At 61.9% G+C, this 22,538-nt stretch carries 25 protein-coding genes and 1 riboswitch; of the genes, 6 read left to right on the plus strand and 19 right to left on the minus strand.

Features of this window, described 5'->3' with window-relative positions:
* Positions 1 to 35 precede the first annotated feature (35 nt).
* Both AC1RME_RS07250 and AC1RME_RS07255 read left to right on the plus strand, forming a co-directional pair.
* The gene (locus AC1RME_RS07250; RefSeq protein ID WP_085732306.1) at positions 36 to 518 is read left to right on the plus strand and encodes a hypothetical protein; all 483 of its coding nucleotides are present in this window, start codon (positions 36 to 38) and stop codon (positions 516 to 518) included.
* Positions 519 to 664: 146 nt separating this feature from the next.
* Complete coding sequence (locus AC1RME_RS07255) at positions 665 to 1,936, plus strand: OmpP1/FadL family transporter (protein ID WP_096823003.1); 1,272 nt, start codon at positions 665 to 667, stop codon at positions 1,934 to 1,936.
* Positions 1,937 to 2,017: 81 nt separating this feature from the next.
* On the opposite strand, the gene AC1RME_RS07260 is transcribed toward AC1RME_RS07255, so the two are convergent.
* From AC1RME_RS07260 to cobO, 14 genes are read right to left on the minus strand one after another with little or no spacing between them, the layout of a single operon-like run.
* Positions 2,018 to 2,578 carry a glutathione peroxidase gene (locus tag AC1RME_RS07260; protein WP_096823002.1) on the minus strand — a complete coding sequence of 187 codons (561 nt, stop codon included), beginning with the start codon at positions 2,576 to 2,578 and terminating at the stop codon, positions 2,018 to 2,020.
* Positions 2,579 to 2,631: 53 nt separating this feature from the next.
* Positions 2,632 to 2,757 (minus strand): hypothetical protein, encoded by a 126-nt coding sequence (locus AC1RME_RS07265; RefSeq protein WP_255261977.1) that lies wholly within the window; start codon positions 2,755 to 2,757, stop codon positions 2,632 to 2,634.
* Positions 2,754 to 3,962, minus strand: coding sequence for an MFS transporter (locus AC1RME_RS07270; protein ID WP_096823001.1), 1,209 nt, complete (start codon positions 3,960 to 3,962; stop codon positions 2,754 to 2,756). The genes AC1RME_RS07265 and AC1RME_RS07270 overlap by 4 nt, the downstream gene beginning before the upstream one ends.
* Before the next feature lie 54 nt (positions 3,963 to 4,016).
* A complete protein-coding gene (locus tag AC1RME_RS07275) occupies positions 4,017 to 4,421 on the minus strand; it encodes a MarR family winged helix-turn-helix transcriptional regulator (RefSeq protein WP_007950413.1) in 405 nt (134 codons plus the stop codon).
* Between the two features lie 56 nt (positions 4,422 to 4,477).
* Entirely contained in the window at positions 4,478 to 5,209 is a 732-nt protein-coding gene (locus AC1RME_RS07280; RefSeq protein ID WP_493090874.1) for an adenosylcobinamide-GDP ribazoletransferase, read from the minus strand.
* A gap of 1 nt (position 5,210) precedes the next feature.
* Positions 5,211 to 5,786, minus strand: a complete 576-nt coding sequence (cobC, locus tag AC1RME_RS07285; RefSeq protein ID WP_493090876.1) for an alpha-ribazole phosphatase family protein — start codon at positions 5,784 to 5,786, stop codon at positions 5,211 to 5,213.
* Complete coding sequence (cobT, locus tag AC1RME_RS07290; RefSeq protein WP_493090878.1) at positions 5,783 to 6,838, minus strand: nicotinate-nucleotide--dimethylbenzimidazole phosphoribosyltransferase; 1,056 nt, start codon at positions 6,836 to 6,838, stop codon at positions 5,783 to 5,785. The genes cobC and cobT overlap by 4 nt, the downstream gene beginning before the upstream one ends.
* Positions 6,835 to 7,356 (minus strand): bifunctional adenosylcobinamide kinase/adenosylcobinamide-phosphate guanylyltransferase, encoded by a 522-nt coding sequence (cobU, locus tag AC1RME_RS07295; protein ID WP_096822997.1) that lies wholly within the window; start codon positions 7,354 to 7,356, stop codon positions 6,835 to 6,837. The genes cobT and cobU overlap by 4 nt, the downstream gene beginning before the upstream one ends.
* On the minus strand, positions 7,344 to 8,810 hold the full coding sequence (locus AC1RME_RS07300; RefSeq protein WP_493090880.1) for a cobyric acid synthase: 1,467 nt from the start codon (positions 8,808 to 8,810) through the stop codon (positions 7,344 to 7,346). The genes cobU and AC1RME_RS07300 overlap by 13 nt, the downstream gene beginning before the upstream one ends.
* On the minus strand, positions 8,807 to 9,817 hold the full coding sequence (gene cobD, locus AC1RME_RS07305; protein ID WP_096822995.1) for a threonine-phosphate decarboxylase CobD: 1,011 nt from the start codon (positions 9,815 to 9,817) through the stop codon (positions 8,807 to 8,809). Before cobD ends, AC1RME_RS07300 begins: the two co-directional genes overlap by 4 nt.
* A complete protein-coding gene (cbiB, locus tag AC1RME_RS07310) occupies positions 9,810 to 10,718 on the minus strand; it encodes an adenosylcobinamide-phosphate synthase CbiB (RefSeq protein WP_102620381.1) in 909 nt (302 codons plus the stop codon). Before cbiB ends, cobD begins: the two co-directional genes overlap by 8 nt.
* On the minus strand, positions 10,715 to 11,365 hold the full coding sequence (gene bluB, locus AC1RME_RS07315; protein WP_102620380.1) for a 5,6-dimethylbenzimidazole synthase: 651 nt from the start codon (positions 11,363 to 11,365) through the stop codon (positions 10,715 to 10,717). Before bluB ends, cbiB begins: the two co-directional genes overlap by 4 nt.
* Positions 11,362 to 12,657 (minus strand): cobyrinic acid a,c-diamide synthase CobB, encoded by a 1,296-nt coding sequence (locus tag AC1RME_RS07320; RefSeq protein ID WP_493090886.1) that lies wholly within the window; start codon positions 12,655 to 12,657, stop codon positions 11,362 to 11,364. Before AC1RME_RS07320 ends, bluB begins: the two co-directional genes overlap by 4 nt.
* Positions 12,654 to 13,265 (minus strand): cob(I)yrinic acid a,c-diamide adenosyltransferase, encoded by a 612-nt coding sequence (gene cobO / locus AC1RME_RS07325; protein WP_007950401.1) that lies wholly within the window; start codon positions 13,263 to 13,265, stop codon positions 12,654 to 12,656. Before cobO ends, AC1RME_RS07320 begins: the two co-directional genes overlap by 4 nt.
* Before the next feature lie 81 nt (positions 13,266 to 13,346).
* A riboswitch (cobalamin riboswitch) is annotated at positions 13,347 to 13,572 on the minus strand.
* Positions 13,573 to 13,738: 166 nt separating this feature from the next.
* Between cobO and AC1RME_RS07330 the strand changes: the two genes are divergently transcribed.
* Positions 13,739 to 14,323, plus strand: a complete 585-nt coding sequence (locus AC1RME_RS07330; RefSeq protein WP_085710581.1) for a hypothetical protein — start codon at positions 13,739 to 13,741, stop codon at positions 14,321 to 14,323.
* A 66-nt stretch (positions 14,324 to 14,389) separates the two neighbouring features.
* Complete coding sequence (locus AC1RME_RS07335) at positions 14,390 to 15,703, plus strand: PQQ-dependent sugar dehydrogenase (RefSeq protein ID WP_493090890.1); 1,314 nt, start codon at positions 14,390 to 14,392, stop codon at positions 15,701 to 15,703.
* Positions 15,704 to 15,772: 69 nt separating this feature from the next.
* Here AC1RME_RS07335 and AC1RME_RS07340 read toward each other — a convergent pair whose 3' ends face one another.
* The 5 genes from AC1RME_RS07340 to AC1RME_RS07360 all read right to left on the minus strand — a co-directional run bounded on the left by AC1RME_RS07340 (position 15,773) and on the right by AC1RME_RS07360 (position 20,449).
* Positions 15,773 to 16,309 (minus strand): C40 family peptidase, encoded by a 537-nt coding sequence (locus AC1RME_RS07340; protein WP_096822989.1) that lies wholly within the window; start codon positions 16,307 to 16,309, stop codon positions 15,773 to 15,775.
* 218 nt (positions 16,310 to 16,527) lie between these two features.
* Positions 16,528 to 17,145: a C40 family peptidase gene (locus tag AC1RME_RS07345; protein WP_096822988.1), complete on the minus strand. Its 618-nt coding sequence runs from the start codon at positions 17,143 to 17,145 to the stop codon at positions 16,528 to 16,530.
* 214 nt (positions 17,146 to 17,359) lie between these two features.
* A complete protein-coding gene (hda, locus tag AC1RME_RS07350; protein ID WP_025111852.1) occupies positions 17,360 to 18,064 on the minus strand; it encodes a DnaA regulatory inactivator Hda in 705 nt (234 codons plus the stop codon).
* A gap of 219 nt (positions 18,065 to 18,283) precedes the next feature.
* Complete coding sequence (locus AC1RME_RS07355; RefSeq protein WP_096822987.1) at positions 18,284 to 19,357, minus strand: AI-2E family transporter; 1,074 nt, start codon at positions 19,355 to 19,357, stop codon at positions 18,284 to 18,286.
* A gap of 36 nt (positions 19,358 to 19,393) precedes the next feature.
* Entirely contained in the window at positions 19,394 to 20,449 is a 1,056-nt protein-coding gene (locus AC1RME_RS07360) for a DUF2066 domain-containing protein (RefSeq protein WP_493090894.1), read from the minus strand.
* 375 nt (positions 20,450 to 20,824) lie between these two features.
* Here AC1RME_RS07360 and purM point away from each other — a divergent pair, with 375 nt between their 5' ends.
* On the plus strand, positions 20,825 to 21,883 hold the full coding sequence (gene purM / locus AC1RME_RS07365) for a phosphoribosylformylglycinamidine cyclo-ligase (RefSeq protein ID WP_027614051.1): 1,059 nt from the start codon (positions 20,825 to 20,827) through the stop codon (positions 21,881 to 21,883).
* Positions 21,883 to 22,533, plus strand: coding sequence for a phosphoribosylglycinamide formyltransferase (gene purN / locus AC1RME_RS07370; RefSeq protein ID WP_273537039.1), 651 nt, complete (start codon positions 21,883 to 21,885; stop codon positions 22,531 to 22,533). Before purM ends, purN begins: the two co-directional genes overlap by 1 nt.
* Positions 22,534 to 22,538: the final 5 nt, after the last annotated feature.

The following is a 22,538-nucleotide window of genomic DNA, read 5'->3' on the forward strand; positions in this document are numbered from 1 at the left end:
GGTCTCGCCGCCCAATAACAAGATCCGAGGGTTTTATGGGTATCGCTGCCAGCGAACTGTGCCGCTATGTGATCCGTCCAACGCTGATTTATCTGGGACGTCACTGCGCCACCGCCGAATCCCTGCTGCTGGGCATCGCCGCCAGCCAGTCCGCCCTGGGTTCCGCCTTGCATGACCGCCGTGGCCACGGCCTGTACCGGATTGCCGAGCATCGCCACCAGGCGCTCTGGGATCATTATCTGGCGCTCGATCCGGAGCGCGCCAGCCTGGTTCGCGGCCTCGCCAGCCAGCATGCCTTTCTCAGCGGCCCGCACCTCGAACTCACCGTCAACCTGCGTTACGCCACCGCCATCGCATGGCTGCTGGTCGAAGAACAGAATCCCACCCTCCCCGACCCGGACGACCTGCTGGGAATGGCGCGTATCTGGCGTCAGACCTTTCAGCCCCAGGGTCGTCTGCGTGACTTCACCTGTGCATGGCAGACCTGTGTTTCACCGCTGAATCAGGTCGCGTGCTGACTCGCCAGTTTCGCAAGATCGTCCAACGGGTCGCGAATCTGGTCGGATTGTCCTACAAAACCGCTCTAACTCAAGCCATACGGACTATAGCGCTGGGACGAAAATGTTGGTAATTTTCGCCCCGGTGATCACCAGGAGTTCTAATAATGAAAAAAGTAATGCTCAAAACCACCCTTAGCCTTGCCGTTTCCTTGGCATCCACCCAGATTTTCGCAGCTGGCTTTGCCATCAACGAACACAGCATCAGCGGGATGGGGACTGGGTACGCCGGGCGATCTTCTTCTGCCGACGACGCAAGCACTGTTTATGGCAACCCTGCCGGCATGTCGCGCATCACGCGCGAACAAGTCACCGGTGGTGTTGCATTCCTCGACGCCAAGACCGATATCAGCGATGGTCGCTCCAGCCCTAACGGCGGCAGCAACAAAGGCGACATGGTGCCCTTTACCTCCGTACCTATGGGCTACTACGTCAAGCCGATCGACGAGCATTGGGCATTCGGCCTGGGTGTCTACGTACCTTTCGGCCTGATTACCGACTATGAAAAAGGCTTTGCCGGCCGTTACTTCGGCAGCAAGTCCGAAGTACAAGTCATCACCTTCCAGCCGACTGTCAGCTACAAGTTCAACGACGTCGTGTCGATCGGCTTCGGTCCGACCATCAACCGTATCGACGGCACCCTGGAATCCAACCTGTCGATCACTCAGGCCCTGCCGGACGGCAAGGTCAAGATCAAGGGTGACGACACTGCACTGGGCTACAACATCGGTGTGCTGGTACAAGCGACCGACACCACTCGCCTGGGTCTGACTTACCACTCGAAAGTCGACTACAAGCTCGAAGGCAACACCAAGGTCAACTACGGCGCTCTGGCCCTGGCCGGCCTCAGCTCCAGCCAGAAGTACGACGCTTCGCTGAAGATCACCACACCTGAATCCGTCGACTTCTCGGTCACTCAGGCGATCAACGACCGCTGGAACGTCTACGCCGGTACTACCTGGACCCGTTGGAGCCAGCTGGAAAAGATCACCGTCAAGAACTCCGGCGTTCAACCTGCACTGGCTGGCCAGTTCGGCGAGATCACCGAAGAGCAGAACTGGCATGACACCTGGGCATACGCCATCGGTACGTCCTACCAGCTGAACAAGGAATGGGTACTGCGCACCGGTCTGACCTTCGACCAGTCGCCGACCAACAACGTCGACCGTTCGCCACGCATCCCTACCGGCGACCGTACGATCTTCAGCATCGGTGCCGGCTGGAGCCCGACCGAAGACCTGACCATCGACGTCGCTTACTCGTACCTGCAGGAAGAGAAAGTCAGCATCCGCAACGAGAACGATCGCGGTCAGACCTACGATTCCAAGTATGAAAACTCGGCAAACGGTTTCGGTGTTGGCGCAACCTACCGCTTCTGATGCTGTACGGCGAGGCTAACCCCTCGCCCACTAAAAAGCCCCGCTCTCTCGACAGAGGCGGGGCTTTTTAGTGGGCGTCGATCAGGGTTTCAGGGGCTTCGACGCGATGGCTTTCTCGATGGCCGCCAAAAACTCCGGATCGTCAGGCTTGGTCAGGCTGGAGAAATTGGCAATCACCTTGCCCTGGCGGTCGACCACGTATTTGTAGAAATTCCACTTCGGCGCGCTGCTTTGCGCGGCCAGTACCTGGAACAGGTGGGTGGCACCGTCACCGCGGACTTTCTGTGGCTCGGTCATAGTGAAGGTCACGCCGTAGTTGGCGTAGCAGACCTTGGCAGTCTCGGCACTGTCCTTGGACTCCTGCTTGAAGTCATTGGAGGGCACGCCAAGCATCTCCAACCCTTGCGCCTTGTAGCGCTGATTGAGCGCTTCAAGGCCTTCGAACTGCGGAGCGAAACCACAGAAGCTGGCAGTATTGATCACCACCAGCGGTTTGTCGGCGTAGTGCTGGCACAGGTCGATGGATTCCTTGGCCCGCAACTTGGGCAACGAGCCTTGCAGCAGCTCCGGACAGTCCGCGGCCTGGGCCAGTCCGGTCAACGCCATCAGCAACGCGGGAACAGCACACCAGCGCTTGAGCATGTCGGGCTTCCTTGATGCATTCGTCAGAACCCGACGTTACTCGCCCTCAAAGCCTACAAGCAAGCGCCCAAGCCCAACTGCATCAGCGCCAGGCCGCCCTGGTGCCAGCCCCACCACACCAGCGCCAGCAACGCGGCACCGACTGCGATGGCCAGCATTCGAGGCCAGTAGCCGTTCATGCAGCGCTCGCGTGGGTTTGCAGACGCTCGACCGGGCGCTCGCGCACCGGCCAGTTCAGCGCAGCCGCCAACAGGCTCAAGAGAATCGCCACTTGCCAGATCAAGTCATAACTCCCGGTACGGTCATACACCACCCCGCCCAGCCAGCCGCCGAGGAACGAGCCGAGCTGATGGAACAGGAACACGATCCCACCGAGCATGGACAGGTTTCGCACGCCAAACAAGGTCGCCACCGTACCGTTGGTCAACGGCACGGTCGACAGCCACAGGAAACCCATGGCCATGCCGAACAGATACGCCGTGGTCGTCGTCACCGGCAGCCACAGGAACAGCCCGATCACCACCGCTCGCAGCAGGTACAAACCGGTCAGCAGACGCGGCTTGGACATGCGCCCGCCCAGCCAGCCGGCAGTGTAGGTGCCGAAGATGTTGAACAACCCGATCAACGCCAGCACGGTAGTGCCGACGGTCGCCGGCAGATGCTGGTCGACCAGATAGGCCGGCAGGTGCACGCCGATGAACACCACCTGGAAACCGCAGACGAAGAAGCCGAACGCCAGCAGCCAGAACCCGGAGTGCGAGCAGGCCTCGCGCAGGGCTTCGGACAGGGTTTGTTCATGTCCGAGCACCGGCAGTGGCTTGTCCTTGAGCATGCTCACCAGCGGCACGATCAGCGCCACCAGCAAACCCAGTACCAGCAACGCGGCAGACCAGCCCAGCCAGCCGATCAGCCCGAGAGTGCCGGGCAGCATGGCGAACTGGCCAAAGGAGCCGGCGGCGCTGGCAATGCCCATGCCCATGCTGCGCTTCTCCGGCGGTACGGCGCGGCCGACCACACCGAGGATCACCGAGAACGACGTGCCGGACAGGCCGATACCGATCAGCAAACCGGCGCTCAGGGACAGGCCCAACGCTGTTTCCGACAGGCCCATGAACACCAGCCCCAAGGCGTAGAGCACGCCACCGATCAGCACCACTTTCGCTGCGCCAAAACGGTCAGCCAGTGCGCCAGTGAACGGTTGCGCCAGACCCCAGATCAGGTTCTGCAAGGCGATGGCGAAGGCGAACACTTCACGGCCCCAGCCGAACTGGGCGCTCATCGGCGACAGGAACAGCCCGAAGCCGTGCCGCACGCCCAATGACAACGCCAGAATCAGCGCACTCCCCAGCAACACCCAACCGCACGTACGCCACATCGAACTCATTGTTATTCTCCAGTCGCGGGTATATACCCGCTTAGATTCGGAAAAAACCGGCCCTCAGGCCAGTTCATCCAATAGCCGCAGCAAGGTTTCACGCTTCTCGGCACCCAGTCGGTCGATCAACCGCTGTTGCGCCGCTTCCCAGGCCGGCAGGGCCGCTGCCAGGCGTTGTGCGCCGGTTTCGGTGAGCCGGACGATGCGGTTGCGCATGTCTTCGCCTTCGGCCAGCGCCACGAGACCTTCGCCTTCCAGCACCCGCAGATTGCGTCCGAGGGTGCTGCGATCCAGGCCCATGGCCTCGGCCAGTTCGGAAATGCTCGGTTGATCCAGACGCTGCAGGTTGCACAGCAGAGAATACTGGGCAACGTTGATCCCGAAGCCGTCGAGAGCGCCGTCGTAATGCCTGCTGACGCCACGCGCGGCGCGACGCAGGTTGGTGCACAAACACTGAGAAGGAAGCATGATGCGTGTATATACCCGCGACTGTGTTAAATCAAGTTACAGATCAAAGTTACTTATCAAAACAAGGCCAGCCCGACCAGCACTGACATCTCCAGCAATTCCAGCAGTGCGCCGGCCGTATCGCCCGTGGTTCCGCCCAGTCGCCGCACCATCAAATGCCGCAGCCAGATGAATACGACGACCGAAAGCAGCAGCGCCACGACAGCATTGAACCCGGCAATCAACACGCACGCCGCCGCACTCATCGCCAGCACCTGCCAACCCGTTTTGCGCGGCAGATGATCGGCCAGCGCCTGCCCCAACCCGCCGGCCCGCACATAGGTTGTCGTGAGGAACAGTCCGAGCAGTGCTGCCCGCCCAAGTAGCGGCACAATGATCAACGCCAGGCCTTGTTTTTGCTCGATCAACGCCAGCAACGCGGCGTACTTGAGCAGCAACACCAGCACCAGCGTCACCACCGCGATCGGCCCGCTGCGCGGATCCTTCATGATCGTCAGCGTACGCTCGCGATCACCGAAACCGCCGAGCCACGCATCGGCGCTGTCCGCCAATCCATCAAGGTGCAGCGCGCCGCTGAGCAGCACCCACACCGTCAGCAACAGCGCCGCGTGCAGCAACAAGGGCGCGCCGGCCAGAGCAATGTTCAGCGCCCAGAGAATTACGCCGAACAGCAATCCCACCAGCGGATAAAACAGCAGCGAGCGGCCGAGTTGTTCAGGTGCCGGCATGCCCGGCAGACGAATCGGCAGGCTGCTGAGAAATTGCAGGGCAATCCACAGGGGCAGCATGTCAGCGTACTTCCTTGAGCGAACCATCAGCCTCGACGATCAGCGAAAACAACGCGCCATGACCGACTTCGACATTGAGCAACTGCTCACGGGGCAACCCACGGGCACGAGCCAGCAACAGACGCATGACGCCGCCATGACTGACCAGCAACACCCGTTCCCCCGCATGAGCCGCGTGCAAGCGCATGACCGCCGCCAACACCCGCGCAGAAAAATCGCTGACCGGCTCCCCCTGCGGCGGGGTAAACCCATACGGATCTGCCCAAAACAGCCCAAGCGCTTCGGCATCGGTTTCCATCAACGCCGCCGCGCTCTGCCCTTCCCAGGCACCGAAATGCAGCTCTTGCAGATCCTTGTCCAGAGATACCGACAGATCCCGTTGCGCACCCAACTCTTCAGCGAATTGCGCGCAACGCTGCAACGGCGAACTGACCAGCCGATCCCACGGCCCCTGCCCGATCACCGCCTCGCGCATCTGTGCCCAGCCCTTTTCGGTCAGTGCATCGTCGAGACTGCCGCGCAGGCCACCGCCGAGTTCGGTTTCACCATGGCGCAGCAGGTCCAGATGCAAGGTCATGCCGGGCGATCCGCTACCGCGGCTTCGGCGAAGGTCGCCATCTGGCCGTGCAGATCGCAGGCCAGACGCAGCAACGGCACCGCCAGCGCCGCGCCACTGCCCTCGCCCAGACGCAGGCCCAATTCGAGCAGCGGTTCGGCACTGAGGGTTTCCAGCACATGACGATGACCCGGTTCCGCACCGCGATGCCCGAACAGCAGCCATTCACGACAGGCCGGATTCAGCCGCACCGCCACCAACGCCGCAACCGTGCAGATGAATCCGTCCACCAACACCGCCACACCTTCCTGAGCACAGGCCAGATACGCGCCCACCAGCGCCGCAATCTCGAAGCCACCGAGATTGAACAGAGTCTGCAACGCATCGCCGCGCTGCGCTGAGTGCAGCGCCAGCGCCCGCTCGATCACCTGCGCCTTGTGGCTGACGCCTTCGGCATTCAACCCGGTGCCGGGACCGGTCAGATGAACCACCGGGCAATCGAGCAGCGCACAGGCCAGCGCACTGGCAGCCGTGGTGTTGCCGATGCCCATTTCGCCACCGATGAACAGTTGCGCACCCGCCGCCTTCGCGCGCAGCACGCTGTCGCGGCCGGCCTGCAGGGCCAACTCGCCTTGGGCCGAGGTCATCGCCGGGCCCTTGGCGAAATTCGCCGTGCCCGGGCCGATATTCAAATGGCGCACGCCCGGCAGATTCAGCGACGGGGTCACGGTGCCGAGATCCACCACTTCCAGCTGCGCACTCAGTTGCCGCGCCAGCACGCTGATCGCCGCGCCGCCGCTGACGAAATTCAGCAGCATCTGTCCGGTGACTTCCTGCGGAAACGCGGAAACCCCTTCGGCTACGACGCCGTGATCACCGGCAAAAATCGCGATCCAGACCTGATCGAGGCGCGGCTTGATCCGGCCCTGCAACCCGGCCAGTTGCACCGCCACCGATTCGAGCTGCCCGAGGGAGCCCGCAGGTTTGGTCAATTGCTGCTGACGCGCCGCCGCGTTTTCAACGGCGTCCGTATCCACCGGTTTGCACGGGTTCAGCCACCAGGCTTGGGTCATAACGCAGGTCCTTTCAAAGTCAGGGGCAGGCCGGCAACCGTCAGGACGACTCGCTGACAACGCTCGGCCAGAGCTTGATGCAGCCAACCGGCTTCATCGACGTAGCGGCGAGTCAATTCGCCCAGCGGCACGACACCCATTCCGGTCTCGTTGCTGACAAAAATGATTTCACCCGGCAGCGACGCCAGGCATTCGAGCAGGGCTTCGCGTTCGGCAGCGAGACGTTCGGCGTCTTCGAGCATCAGCAGATTGGTCAGCCACAGGGTCAGGCAATCCACCAGCAGGCAACGTTCGGCACTGGCGGTTTCGCGCAGGACCCGGGCCAGTTCCAGCGGTTCTTCGATCAGCGCCCATTCGGCGGGACGGCGCGCGCGGTGATGAGCGACGCGCTCATTCATTTCACCGTCCAGCGGTTGGCTGGTAGCGATGTACGTCACTGCCAGCGCGCTGTCAGTGGCGAGTTTTTCAGCCAGGCGACTTTTGCCGGAGCGGGCGCCGCCGAGGATCAGTTGGAGCATAGGGACATTCCACAGAGTTCACGTAACAGCCCGGTATCCAGATGCTTCTCCACCAGATCCGCCAACCGCTCGATGTCGCGTTCGCGCAGGCCGTGGTAATCCACTTCCTGCACATCGTTCAGACCGGCCCAGCGCAACAGCGCCGCACTGGCCGCCGGCGATTCGAACAGGCCATGCAGGTAGGTGCCGAAAATCTGTCCATCGAGACTTTGCGCACCATCACAGCGGCCGTCATCCAGATGCACAGCGGCGTTTTCCAGCGCAGCTCCCGTGGTCACGCCGGCATGAATTTCATAACCGCTAACCTCGGCATCTTCCAGCGCCAGACGCCCGCGCACATTGCGCAATTGCTTCTCGGCTTCGAGCTGCGTTTCAAACGCCAGCAAGCCCAGACCGGCGCTGGAACCCGGCGCGCCTTCAAGGCCCAACGGATCATGGACCTGCTCCCCGAGCATTTGCAGACCGCCGCAGATTCCCAGCAGCTTGCCGCCGTAACGCAGATGTCGGCTGATGGCGGTTTCCCAGCCATTGGCGCGCAGATACGCAAGGTCGCTGCGCACGCTTTTCGAGCCCGGCAGGATGATCAGATCGGCCGGCGGAATCGCTTTCCCCGGGCCGATGAATTGCAGATCCACCTGAGGATGCAGTCGCAGAGGATCGAAATCGGTGTGGTTGCTGATGCGCGGCAGCACCGGCACCACCACTTTCAAGACTTGCTCGGCCTTGTCGGTCTGGCGCTGATCGATGCCGTCCTCGGCCTCCAGATGCAGGTCCATCACGTACGGCAGCACGCCCACCACTGGTTTGCCGGTGCGCTGCTCCAGCCAGTCGAGGCCCGGTTGCAGCAAGGCGATGTCACCGCGAAAACGGTTGATGATGAAGCCTTTGACTCGCGCCTGCTCACTCGGCGACAGCAGCTCCAGCGTGCCCACCAGATGGGCAAAAACGCCGCCACGGTTGATGTCGGCAATCAACAAAACCGGGCAATCCACCGCTTCGGCGAAACCCATGTTGGCGATGTCGCCGGCGCGCAGATTGATCTCTGCCGGCGAGCCCGCGCCTTCGACCATCACCAACGGATAAGCAGTGCTCAAGCGCTCGTGAGAGGCGAGCACGGCCTGCATGGCGATGGCTTTGTAGTCGTGATAGGCGACAGCGTTCATGCTGGTAACCGCGCGACCGTGGATGATGACCTGGGCGCCAGTGTCACTATTCGGCTTGAGCAGCACGGGATTCATGTCGGTGTGTGGCTCAAGGTGCGCGGCTTGCGCCTGTACCGCTTGTGCCCGGCCGATCTCGCCGCCGTCAGCAGTCACCGCGCTGTTGAGCGCCATGTTCTGCGGTTTGAATGGCACCACGGCAACGCCCTGGCGGGTTGCCCAGCGGCACAGCGCCGTCACCAGCGTGCTTTTGCCGGCGTCGGAGGTGGTGCCCTGCACCATTAATGTGGTCATGCTGGTTGATTTTCCATAGAGCGGTCCAGGGCGAAGGCTTGCAGGGCTTGCTCAAGGCGCACTTCATCGGCGGCGTTGGCGGGCAGGCCGAAACGCAGGCTGCTGTTGTGCGCGAAGAGGCGCAGGAGAATGCCCCGGCGGGCCATGAACTCGTGCAGCGCGGCAGCGTGTTCGGTTATCAGCCACTGAAACAGCGCGCAACCACCCTGAGGTTTGAAGCCGTAGCGTTCGAGCAGCGCAGCCAGCCGTTCACTGACCTCGTCACTGCGGATCCGCTGGCGGGTATGACCTTCGGTGTCTTGCAGGCAGGTTTGACCCAACACGCGGGTCGGCCCGCTGACGGCCCAGGGCCCGACCTGCTCGGCCAGCAACCGGAGCAACTTGCGCTCGGCCAGCACAAACCCAAGCCGCACACCGGCCAGACCGAAAAACTTGCCGAACGAACGCAACACGATCAGACCAACCTGATGTGCATGCGGAGCCAGGCTCAACTGCGGCGTGTTGTCCATGAACGCTTCGTCGACCACCAGCCAGCCACCGCGCTGGGCCAGCCGCGCATGCCAGTCGAGCAAGCGCGCCGGGGTCAGGCTCAGGCCCGTGGGATTGTTCGGATTGACCACCACCAGCACGTCGAGGCTGTCGAGGAAAAAATCGACTTCCTGCTCCAGCACCTCGCGCACGATGTAACCACTGCGCCGCCAGGCTTCGGCATGTTCGGCATAACACGGCGACAGCACACCGACCTTGCCAGCCCGACGCAAACGCGGCAGCAACTGAATGGCCATCTGCGAACCGGCCACCGGCAACACTTGCGCGGCACCGTAGTAGTCGCACGCCGCCTGCTCCAGGCCGTCATCGGTTTCCGGCAAGCGCGCCCAGGCACGCAGCGGAATGTCCGGAACCGGAAACGGCCATGGCGCGAGGCCAGTGGACAAGTCGAGCCAGTCTTCTTCAGCGATGCCGTATTCGAGCGCCGCCCTGCGCAGCCGGCCACCGTGCTCAAGCATAGAATTCAGCCCCCACGCAGAGAATCAGCAGCCATAACCATACCCCGCGCTGGACCAATTGCCAGCCGCGATCGATGGAATCGGCGTCGGCTGGCGTGCCTTCGCCCAGTTGCGGACGCTCGTGCAGCTCGCCGTGATAGATCGCCGGCCCGCCCAACTCGACGCCCAGCGCACCCGCGCCGGCGGCCATCACTGGACCTGCGTTCGGGCTGTCCCATTTCGGCGCCTGGGTGCGCCAGCATTTCAGCGCCAGTCGGGTCTTGCCCAGCAGCGCGTAGGTCAACGCCACCAGCCGCGCAGGAATGTAGTTGAGGACGTCGTCGATCTTCGCCGCCGCCCAGCCGAAACGCTCGAAACGTTCGTTGCGATAGCCCCACATCGCGTCGAGCGTATTGCTCAGACGATAGAGCACCACGCCCGGCGCACCGGCCACGGCAAACCAGAACAGTGCGGCGAACACTGCATCGCTGCCGTTCTCCAGTACCGATTCAGTGGCGGCGCGGGCGACAGCGGTGCTGTCCAGCTCACTGGTCTGACGGCTGACCAGATAACCCACGCGTTTGCGCGCCTCTTCCAGATCATCGCTGCGCAGGGCCTTGGCCACCGGCTCGACGTGCTCGCCGAGACTGCGCATGCCGAGGGCGCAATACAGCGCGAGAATCTCGACCACCCAGCCCACGTACGGCGCCCAGGACAATGCCGTGGCGAGCAGGGTCAGCGGCAGCACCGCGATCACCCACGCGGTGACGCCATGGCTGCGCCAGCCGCGACCACCGCTATTGAAACGTTGCTCGATGCGCCCGGCGAAATTGCCGAACGCCACCAGCGGATGCCAGCGTTTCGGTTCACCCAGCAGCGCATCCAGCGCGACCGCGGCGACACTCAACAACGCCACACTCATTGACTCACTCCCCAGAAATTTTCATACAGCAGCTCATTGAGCGGACGCGCCTGCGCCCACCCTTCGAGTACCAGCATCGGCGCCGGATAGAATTCCTTGACCGGGCCCAGACAAAGAACCGCCAGCGGCTTGGCCCCGGCCGGCAGTTTCAGCAGATCGGCCAGCGCCTGTGGTTCGAACAGCGACACCCAGCCCATGCCCAGACCTTCGGCGCGCGCCGCCAGCCACAGGTTCTGGATCGCGCAGGACAATGAGGCCATGTCCATTTCCGGCAGCGTGCGACGGCCGAAAATGTGCCGTTCGCGATCGTCCATCAAGGCTGCGACCAACACTTCCGCACAGTCGTTGATGCCCTCAACCTTGAGTTTCATGAACTCGTCGCTGCGCTCGCCGAGGGCTTCGGCGGTGCGTACACGTTCTTCTTCAACAAGGTTCTGGATCTGGCCACGCAGCGCGCGGTCGCTGATACGGATGAAGCGCCACGGCTGCATCAGACCGACGCTCGGCGCCTGATGTGCGGCTTCAAGCAATCGGCGCAGCAATTCAGGCTCGACCGTGCCGCCGCTGAAGTGGCGCATGTCGCGGCGTTCGGCGATGGCGCGATAGACCGCTTCGCGCTCGGTTTCAGTGAATGCGTTGTCGGTCATGGCACCAACAGTGCGGCAATCGCGGACGGATTCGACGGGAAGTAAAAGTGCACGTACGAGGCGGTCATCCGCCCTTCCCGATACACCGCTTCGGCACCGCGCCCGCCATTGGGGCTGTGGCCACGGGCAATGGGTGTCAGTTCGGTGGTGGTCAGGGAATGGTGATAGGTGTGGCCGCGCAACAGGCCTTCCGGCATGTCGACCTCTTGCAAGGCCAGCGCGGCCAGACGTTTCTGCATCACGGCATCGCCACTCAGCAGGCCGACCAAATCAGCGCGGGTGCCTTCGACATCGGTCAACGAATCCAGCAAATACAACATGCCGCCACATTCGGCGAGCAGCGGTTTGCCGGCGGCGTGATGCGCACGGATCGCTTTGAGCATGTCGGTGTTCTGCGACAAGGCCACGTGATGCAATTCCGGATAACCGCCAGGCAGGTACAAGCTGTCGGCCTCAGGCAATTGCGTATCGCGGATCGGCGAGAAGAAACTCAGCTCCGCACCCATCGCCCGCAACAGATCAAGACTGGCGCCATAGGTGAAGGCAAACGCCTCGTCTCGGGCGACGGCAATCCGCACGCCGTCGAGCAGCCTTTCGGTCTTGACGATTTCAGGCGCGGCGAATTCGACGGCCGGTGGCAGCGCTACCTCGCAAGTGCTGGCCAGCGCTTCTGCGGCGGCGTCGAGGCGCACATCGAGGTCATTGAGTTCGCTGGCCTGCACCAGACCGAGATGGCGGCTTGGCAGTTCGATCCCGGTTTCCCGGGACAACGCGCCATACCAGCGCAAGCCCTCGGTGAGACTGCCTTCGAGCAACTGCGCATGGCGCACGGTGCCGACGCGGTTGGCCAGCACGCCGGCGAACGGCAAGTCCGGCTGATAGCGCGCCAGACCCAGCGCCAGCGCGCCGAACGTCTGGGCCATGGCCGTGCCGTCGATCACGCCGAGTACCGGCACGCCGAAATGCCGCGCCAGGTCGGCGCTCGACGGTGTGCCGTCGAACAAGCCCATCACGCCTTCGATCAGGATCAGATCGGCTTCAGCGGCGGCTTCCCACAACAGACGTCGACTTTCCTGCTCGCCGACCATCCACATGTCCAGTTGATAGACCGGCGCACCGCTGGCGCGCTCGAGGATCATCGGGTCGAGAAAGTCCGGGCCGCATTTGAATACGCGAACCTTGCGCCCCTGATTGCGGTGCAGACGGGCCAGCGCGGCGGTGACAGTGGTCTTGCCCTGGCCGGAGGCCGGCGCGGCGATCAATACCGCCGGGCAGTGACGTGGTTGATTCAAAGTTCGACGCCTTTCTGCGCTTTGATACCGGCCTGGAAGGCGTGTTTGATCATGCCCATTTCGGTGACGGTGTCGCCCATCTCGATCATTTCCGGCTTGGCAGCGCGGCCGGTGACGATCACATGCTGCATCGGCGGACGGGCCTGCAGATCGCTGAGCACCTGATCCAGATCGAGGTAACCGTGCTTGAGAGCGATGTTCAGCTCATCGAGCACCACCAGACCGATCGACGGATCACGCAGCAGTTCGCGGGACACTTCCCATGCAGCTTCGGCAGCGGCGATGTCGCGCTGGCGATCCTGGGTTTCCCAGGTGAAACCTTCGCCCATCACATGAAAACGTACCTGCTCGGGGAAGCGGCGGAAGAACAGCTCTTCCCCGGTGCTGTTGCGGCCCTTGATGAACTGCACCACGCCGCACTGCATGCCGTGACCCATGGCGCGGGCGAGCATGCCGAACGCCGAGCTGCTTTTGCCTTTGCCATTGCCGGTCAGCACCAGCACCAGGCCGCATTCGTCTGGCGAATTGGCGATGCGCTCGTCGATCACGGCTTTTTTGCGCTGCATGCGCGCCAGGTGGCGCTCGTCGCGTTCGGGGGAATCAGTCATGGGGGAGCTCTCCGTTGAGGCTGGATAACGGCGGGCAGGCACAAGAATAGACGGCAACAAGCCTGGCATCGCCCACCGTGATGCCGCTGGATGGATCAGGCCGGTCTCCGGGCTCATGAGCGGCCTTGACCTGGCTGCGCGCCTTCCCGCTTTGCAGCAGTGGCATCGGACGCAGCTTTTACTCATTTACCGTTGCGGGGGCAGCGCCGGGATCGTGATGGTTCTTCGCTTGAAGACCATCCTCACCGGCTTCCCTGTTTCACTCTGTCGACAGCGGTCACAGAGCACCTGAAACAAGCCGCGAAGGTTAGAGGGTTGGGGGTGGAGCGTCAAATGAAGAGGCCCCCTGAAAGCGAATAACTGCCGTCGATCAATTATCTGACGCCAATCTTGTGCCACACTGTCAGCAGTGATATCAAAGAGCCATGCTTTTTGAATGCAGAGAGCACATCACAATAACAAGGGAGAGCACCATGCAAGGCATGATCATCAGCAATCCGCGGCTGGAATTCCTGCGCCCGGTGCTGGAACGCTGGTTTGACTGTATCGACCGCTACAACGCCGTGCGCGGCGACAACGACACGCCGTACTGGCATGACGAAAAAGCCAACCTCGGCCTGTTGTCCGCCGCCGCGTGGATGGCCGAACTGGTCACCCTGCGCGACACCGCCACCCGCAAGCAGAACGAGGAAGGCGAGCGCAATGCCCGCGCCGACCTGTTCCTGGCCGGCGCCGAAGATCGCGCCTACATCCAGGCGACGCAACGCTGGCCGCGCGTCAACAGCCTGAATCTGACCCAGGCCCTGGCCGATATCACCAGCGACGCCAAGCGCATCAGCTACGCCAGCGATCTCAAGCTCGGCTGCCTGTTCGTCGCCCCACAGAAAGCCCAGCACAGCGCCAGCCCCGAGGAACTGCAGGACATGGTCGACGACCTGCAAAAGGAACACACCTGCGCCGTCGCCTGGTATTTCCCCTACGCCTATCGCAAATTGCGCAGCGAGGCCGGCAACTACCACCCCGGCATTGCCGTACTGTTCAAGGAGGCACGCGGCTGAGCGGTTGAACCATCGGGCTTGTGTACTTCTCTATGATTAGGAATGCATTCATAGGGAAGATCAGTAATGCGCAAGCCCCACCTCGTTTTCGTCATCGCACTCGCCGGAGGGCTCACCGCCTGTGGTGAATCCTCCAGCCTGCAAGTCTCGGACGGCACCGGCCCGTCCCCCAAACTGCCCGAACCGAACAAGACCCTGATCCCGACGGTGAACATCGCCCCGGCGATCGGCTGGCCGGCGGGTGCGAAACCAACGCCAGCCGCAGGCACCCAAGTGGCCGCATTCGCCGAAAACCTCGATCACCCGCGCTGGCTCTACGTGCTGCCGAACGGCGATGTGCTGGTGGCGGAAACCAATGCCCCGTCGAAACCGGACGATGGCAACGGGATACGTGGCTGGGTGACGAAGAAAATCATGGGCCGTGCCGGCGCCGGGGTTCCCAGCCCGAATCGCATCACCCTGTTGCGCGACGCTGATCACGATGGCGTGGCCGAAACCCGCACGGTATTTCTACAAAATCTGAATTCTCCGTTCGGTATGACCCTGGTCGGCAACGATCTGTACGTCGCCGACACCGACCGCTTGCTGCGCTTTCACTACGAGCCCGGCGCAACCGAGATCAAGAACCAGCCGATCAAGGTCGTGGATCTGCCGGGCGGCCCGCTCAACCATCACTGGACCAAGAACGTCATCGCCAGCAAGGACGGCAGCAAGCTGTACGTCACAGTCGGCTCGAACAGTAACGTCGGCGAAAACGGCCTGGATCAGGAAGAAGGCCGCGCGGCAATCTGGGAAGTGGACCGTGCGACCGGCAATCACCGGATCTTCGCCTCGGGCATCCGCAATCCCAACGGTCTGGCCTGGGAACCCAAAAGCGGCGCGCTGTGGACAGCAGTGAACGAACGGGACGAGATCGGCAGCGACCTGGTGCCGGACTACATCACCTCGGTCAAGGACGGCGGATTTTATGGCTGGCCGTTCAGCTATTACGGCCAGCATGTCGATGTCCGCGTCGAACCGCAGAACCCGGAGATGGTGGCCAAGGCCATCGCTCCCGACTACGCCGTCGGGCCGCATACCGCCTCACTGGGGCTGACGTTCGCCGAGGGCAACGCGTTGCCAGCGCAATTCAAGGAGGGCGCGTTCATCGGCCAGCATGGGTCGTGGAATCGCAAGCCGCACAGTGGCTACAAGGTAATCTTCGTCCCGTTTGCCGCAGGCAAACCGAGCGGAACGCCGGTGGATGTGCTGACTGGCTTCCTCGATAAAGATGAAAACGCCTTGGGTCGCCCGGTCGGCGTGGTGATCGACCCGCAAGGTGCTCTGCTGGTGGCGGATGATGTGGGGAACAAGGTATGGCGAGTGTCAGCGGCCAAGTAGCCCGACCCTGAAACAAAAAAACCTGTGGGAGCCAATGTGCTCCCACAGGAATTTTAGTGCTTCGAATGACTAAGGGTTATGCGCCAGATGCTCCGGCTGCAGAACGCGCTTGGCACTCAGGTAGGCCTTCTGCCAATACGCCTTCGACAGGCTGTCCAGCTTCACCGTGCCACCGGTGGCCGGCGCATGAACGAAGCGCCCTTCCCCGACGTAAATCCCCGCATGACTGACCTGAGAGCCGCCATTGGTGGCGAAGAAGATCAGGTCGCCGGTCTGCAACCCTTCCTTGCCGACATTCGGCGCCTGCATGACGATCAACTCGCGCGTCGAGCGCGGCAGGCTGATGCCGGCGGCATCGCGGTAAACGAAACCGATCAGGCCACTGCAATCGAAGCCCGAGTCCGGCGTGTTGCCGCCCCAGCGATAAGGCGTACCCACCAGCCCGAGCGCACGGAACAGCACGTCTTCGGCAGCGGGAGAAAAAGCCTGGGAGGATCCGAACACAATCGGCGCGCGAACCACAGGGGCTGGCGGCGGAGTGCGACTGGCGCAAGCGCTGAGCAGCGCTGCGAAGAACATCAGGGCGAGGCGGGCCGGCATCGTCATAAGCAGAACATCCTGATCTGGCTGCGGCTTTTACTGCCGATTCGACAGAAAACAAAACCGCCTGCGTTGGGACGCAGGCGGTTTGCCATCAATATAGATCAGGATTCTAGCGGCTACGCGGCAAACTTCAAGTAAGACTTTAACTTCACCTTGTAAAGTTTAAGTCTATTGCCCCTGAAGGACCGCTTGTCGCCACGAGCGTGGCGACAAAGGCGTGATTACTTGCGAGCGGTAACCACGGTTGGAGCGTTCGCCAAAGCGCGTTTGGCTTCGATGAAGGTCTTGCTCCAGTAGCTGTCACCCAGGCTGTCGATGCGGACACCGCCACTGCGACGACTGCTGGAGTGAATGAACTGGTTGTCGCCCAGGTAGATCCCGGCGTGGCTTACACGACCGCGACGACCATTGGTGGCGAAAAACAGCAGGTCGCCCGGTTCGAGGTTGCTGCGCGATACCAGCGGAGCATCCACGTTGATCATTTCGCGGGTGGAGCGCGGCAGGTTCATGCCGGCCTCTTCGCGGAACAGATAGCCGATGAAACCACTGCAATCGAACCCGGCTTCAGAGGTACCGCCGAAACGGTAACGGGTACCGATCAGGGACATGCCGCGTTCAAGAATACTGTCTGCCAGAACCGGAAGCTGATAAGGCTTCTTGCCGTTGAAAGCGGCGAGTTCTTTCTCGGTGTCCAGCTCTTCCTGATAAATAACGGAAGACTGAGCGGTGGCAGAATTTTTAGCCTGTTGCTGCTCTTGATTAACAGGTGAATGAGCAGCGCAACCGAACAACAGGGTGACGAGTGCGAGAGGCACGAGGGGTGCGAAGCGCTTTAGCATGGGCACGACCGTGGCTGATAGTTGTAAAGAAGCCGAGACTATGCCCGCTATCAGCCTCATTTGCAAATTCAATCGATCTTTTTGTGACTTCTCGGTTTCTCGTTTACATCTAAGCGCTTAAGCCTATTTGAATCGAGACGCGGCCTGCGCAGTGCACAGGAAAGCGAATTTTCTGGCGCCTGAAATATGCCGAAACCCGCTGAAAGCCCCGGTTTTACCAGCCCAGGGTTTCTTTCAGGAAGGGAATGGTCAGCTTGCGCTGAGCCTGCAAAGAGGCCTGATCGAGCTGCTCGAGCAGGTCAAAAAGCGCGCTCATGCTGCGGGTCCCGCGAGTCAAAATAAAATGCCCGACTTCATCGGTCAGATGCAGACCGCGACGGGATGCACGCAATTGCAGGGCACGCAATTTGTCTTCATCGGAGAGAGGACGCATCTGGAAAATCAGCGCCAGGGTCAGGCGCGATTTCAAGTCCGCCAGTTTTACCGGCAATTCACGTGGCGAGGTTGAAGCGGCGATCAACAAGCGGCGACCGCTGTCGCGCAGACGGTTGAACAGGTGAAACATCGCCTCTTCCCAGTCGGGCTTGCCGGCGATCACCTGCAAGTCGTCCAGACAGACCAGTTCGTACTGTTCGAGGTTGTCGAGGATTTCGATGCCGCGATCCATCAACTCGGCCAGCGGCAGGTACACCGCCGGCTCGCCCATCTGTTCGAAACGCAGGCACGCGGCCTGCAACAGATGCGTACGCCCTACCCCGTGCTTGCCCCACAGATAGATGAGGCTTTCGGTCCAGCCGGCGTCGGCTTCGCATAGACGCTCGACATAGCCGAGTGCAGCGGCATTGGCGCCTGGGTAGTAGTTGATGAAGGTGGCGTCGTCACGCAGACGCACACCTAGGGGCAGCTGAATCGGTTTCATGCTGACTGAACAGTTCCCAAGGAACCGTTAGTGGCCTCTGTGTAAAGTGTGCGAAGTTTATACCCGTGAAGCGGAGCGCACAATGCGACAGACCCCAAGCAAAATCAAAGGTTTGCGTTAACACGCTGGTTTTATGACAGTTTCTTTGGCGCACGAGTGCCAGCATTGCCTGCATGAGACGGGCCAACCCGGCAATACACCGGGCGACCCTCCCTCGCCTTACAGCTTCGGATCATCCACTCCGCTATAAATGTCGGAGTCTTTGTACAAGTCATGGACGTGACGCACCAACACCATGATCACCGCCGCCACCGGCAACGCCAGCAGCACACCGGTGAAACCAAACAACTCGCCGCCGGCCAGGATCGCAAAGATCACCGCCACCGGATGCAAACCGATTCGATCACCCACCAGCAATGGGGTCAGCACCATGCCTTCCAGCGCCTGACCGACCATGAACACCGCCACGATCCCGATCATCGGATACAGATCACCACCGAACTGGAACAGCCCGGCAATCAACGCCGCACCGATCCCGATCACAAACCCCATATATGGCACGATGGCCGCCAGACCGGCGATCAGGCCGATCAACAGGCCCAGTTCCAGGCCGACAATCATCAGGCCCGCCGCATAGATCACGCCCAACGCCAGCATCACCAGCAACTGGCCGCGCACGAAAGCGCCAAGCACCTCGTGACATTCGCCGGCCAACGCCACCACACGCTCTTCGCGGTCACGCGGCAACAGGCTGCGGATCTTGGCCATCATCACGTCCCAGTCGCGCAGCAAGTAGAAACTCACCACCGGGATCAGCACCAGATTCGCCAACCAGCCGATCAGCGCCAGACTTGAGGCCGTGGCCTGACTCAGCACCACACCGACGATGTCGGTGGTCTGGCCCATGTGTTCGGTGATCGCCGCCTTGACCTTGTCGAACTTCCAGAAACCCTCCGACAGCCCCAGCTTCGACTGCGCCCATGGCAGCGCCGTGTGCTGCAGCCAGTCGAGCATCTGCGGTGCCAGCTCATACAGTCGCAGCAACTGCTTGGCGAGCATCGGCACCAGCACCAGCAGCAACGTGGTGACGATCAGGGTGAACAAGGCAAACACCGCAATCACGCCCCAGGTACGGGACAAGCCAAGTCGCTCAAGACGATCCACCAAAGGGTCGAACAGATAAGCGAGTAACAGCGCCACCAGAAACGGCGTGAGGATCGGATGCAGCAACCAGACAAACGCGCAAAGCAGGAGCACCCCACCGAGCCAGAACCAACGCCGCGTATCGGCCATGTAACACTCCATTGCTTCTATATATGAAAGAAAAACCTACCAGCGAAACCGCAACGACGGCGCCGCAGGTGCCGGTGCCGGCGCAACGACAGGCGCACCACCCGGCACTGCGGGTTGCGGAGCCACCGGAGCCGGTGCCTCGGCCGGCATTTCCTGCAACTTCGCCAGCGACAACTGCGCCCGCAACTGATCGGCACTGCCGTTCACCCGATACAAAATGCGATCGGCATCGACACTCTGCAGACGCACACCAAAGGGTTCGAGCATCCGCAGCAACGTCGCGTAATGCTCCAGATTCATGCCTTGCACTTCCAGAGTCTGCTGACCCGAAGCGCCCGGTTTGGCGACAAAACGAGGCGCCAGACGCTCGGCGACCGCCAGCATCACAGCATCGGCGACAGCGGCTTGATCTGCCCCTTGCACGCTGCCCGCTTCTTTTTGATCGCCCAGCCACAAATGCCATTTGGCTTGCCACTGACCGCCTTCTTCGCGGGCATGCACGGCGAGCAAGGCATCAGCGTTGTAGCGTTCCGAGGCTGCATGCAACGGCGCGGGATCGGTGCCTTCGAGCGTCGGCGCGGTCGCGACCAATTGTTCGCTCAGATCCGCCAGCGGCAGGCGCAACGGCAACCCTCGGTGCTGGGCCGCACGCCGCAATGGCGCGGCACTGGCCTGACCGTCGCCCACCAGGCTTGAGCCTTCGGCGGAGTCGTTCAGCCACCAGCTTAGGATCGACGGCCGACTCGCCCCCCACAGCGCCAGCCCGGCACGGCGCAATGCCTGCTCGGTGGCGGCCGGGTCGAAATCAACTTTCAATACCTCCGGCGGCCCGGCATCGAAGCCGAACTGACTGATGATCTGCTGCGGGTCTTTGCGAATCGGCGCCAGCCCGGGGTTCTGCGGCGCCTTCGGGTCGCCGGTGAGACGCAGCACCAGTGTGTCGAGCGCGGACTGAGTGGCGCGATCACGCTCCTCCGGCGACTGGCCGTTGACCGGTTCGCGCACCTGATAAAGACCTTTGACGTTTTCGGCCTGGCTCGCCAGGCTGACCAGAGACAAGCAACCCACTAACAGCAATTTACACAAACGCATGGAGAATTCCTGTCGACAAGAGCGGCTGGAACAGGCCGCGTGAACCGGATTGAGCAAGCCTGTGACCACTGGCCGTTGCAAAACATTCACACGCTGGCGATAAGTTTTTGCACAGCCCTAACGATAGACGGTTCCTTATACAGGCACCTGTGATGTCACCCGAAGCATCAATTGCAAAATTTTTCGGTCGATATGCCCCTGCCCGTCGGCGTGAGGATGGCCGCTGCCCCTCAAGCCTGATAAAATCGCGCGCCTTCGCAGACCGGCAACAGCCGGGCACATCGATTTCGCGTGAGGCAATCGCCTCTGTCGTTTTCGGCGTTCCCGCTGGACTCGGTCGTTACCCCTGAATCCCCTCCCCTAAAGGCCTGGATCATGAGCAAGCAACCCTCCCTGAGCTACAAGGACGCCGGTGTAGACATCGACGCCGGTGAAGCATTGGTCGAACGCATCAAGAGCGTCGCCAAGCGCACTGCGCGCCCGGAAGTCATGGGCGGCCTGGGCGGTTTCGGCGCCCTCTGCGAAATCCCGGCCGGCTACAAACAGCCAGTACTGGTTTCCGGCACCGACGGCGTCGGCACCAAGCTGCGCCTGGCGCTGAACCTGAACAAGCACGACAGCATCGGCCAGGATCTGGTCGCCATGTGCGTCAACGATCTGGTGGTGTGCGGCGCCGAGCCGCTGTTCTTCCTCGACTACTACGCCACCGGCAAGCTGAACGTTGATGTTGCCGCCACCGTCGTCACCGGTATCGGTGCAGGCTGCGAACTGGCTGGCTGCTCCCTGGTCGGCGGCGAAACCGCTGAAATGCCTGGCATGTACGAAGGCGAAGACTACGACCTGGCCGGCTTCTGCGTCGGCGTCGTGGAAAAAGCGGAAATCATCGACGGCTCGAAAGTCGCCACCGGTGATGCCCTGATCGCTCTGCCATCGTCCGGCCCGCACTCCAACGGCTACTCGCTGATCCGCAAGATCATCGAAGTGTCCGGCGCCGACATCGAAACCGTTCAGCTCGACGGCAAGCCGCTGACCGAACTGCTGATGGCCCCGACCCGCATCTACGTGAAGCCGCTGCTCAAGCTGATCAAGGACACCGGCGCCGTCAAAGCCATGGCCCACATCACCGGTGGCGGCCTGCTGGACAACATCCCGCGCGTTCTGCCGAAAGGCGCTCAAGCGGTGGTCGACGTGGCCAGCTGGACTCGCCCGGCCGTCTTCGACTGGCTGCAAGAGAAAGGCAACGTTGACGAAACCGAGATGCACCGCGTGCTGAACTGCGGCGTGGGCATGGTGATCTGCGTGGCTCAGGAGCACGTTGAAGTTGCCTTGAACACCCTGCGTGACGCTGGCGAGCAGCCTTGGGTCATCGGCCAGATCGCTGCTGCCGCCGAAGGCGCTGCCCAGGTTGATCTGCAGAACCTTAAGGCTCATTAATGTCCGCAACCTGTGATGTCGTGGTGCTGCTGTCCGGCACCGGCAGTAACTTGCAGGCTCTGATCGACAGCACGCGGACCGGCGACAGCCCGGTCCGCATCGCTGCGGTGATTTCCAACCGCGCCGACGCTTACGGCCTGCAACGCGCCAGTGACGCGGGTATCGCCACCCGCTCGCTGGATCACAAGGGGTTCGAAGGCCGCGAGGCCTTCGATGCCGCCCTGATCGAACTGATCGACGCCTTCAAGCCCAAACTCGTGGTACTGGCCGGGTTCATGCGCATTCTCAGCGCTGACTTCGTCCGTCATTACCAGGGTCGCCTGCTCAACATCCACCCGTCGCTGCTACCCAAATACAAAGGGTTACACACTCATCAGCGCGCGCTGGAGGCCGGCGACGCCGAACACGGCTGCTCCGTGCACTTCGTCACCGAGGAACTCGATGGCGGACCACTGGTCGTACAGGCAGTAATACCGGTAGAGTTGCACGATTCGCCGCAGAGTCTGGCGCAACGGGTTCACGTTCAGGAACACCTGATCTACCCGATGGCCGTACGCTGGTTTGCCGAAGGACGGCTGACCCTCGGCGAGCAAGGTGCTTTACTGGATGGCCAGTTACTTGGGGCCAGCGGTCACTTGATTCGAAACTAGGAGAT

Source organism: Pseudomonas sp. GW822-FHT03F08, from assembly GCF_058801265.1.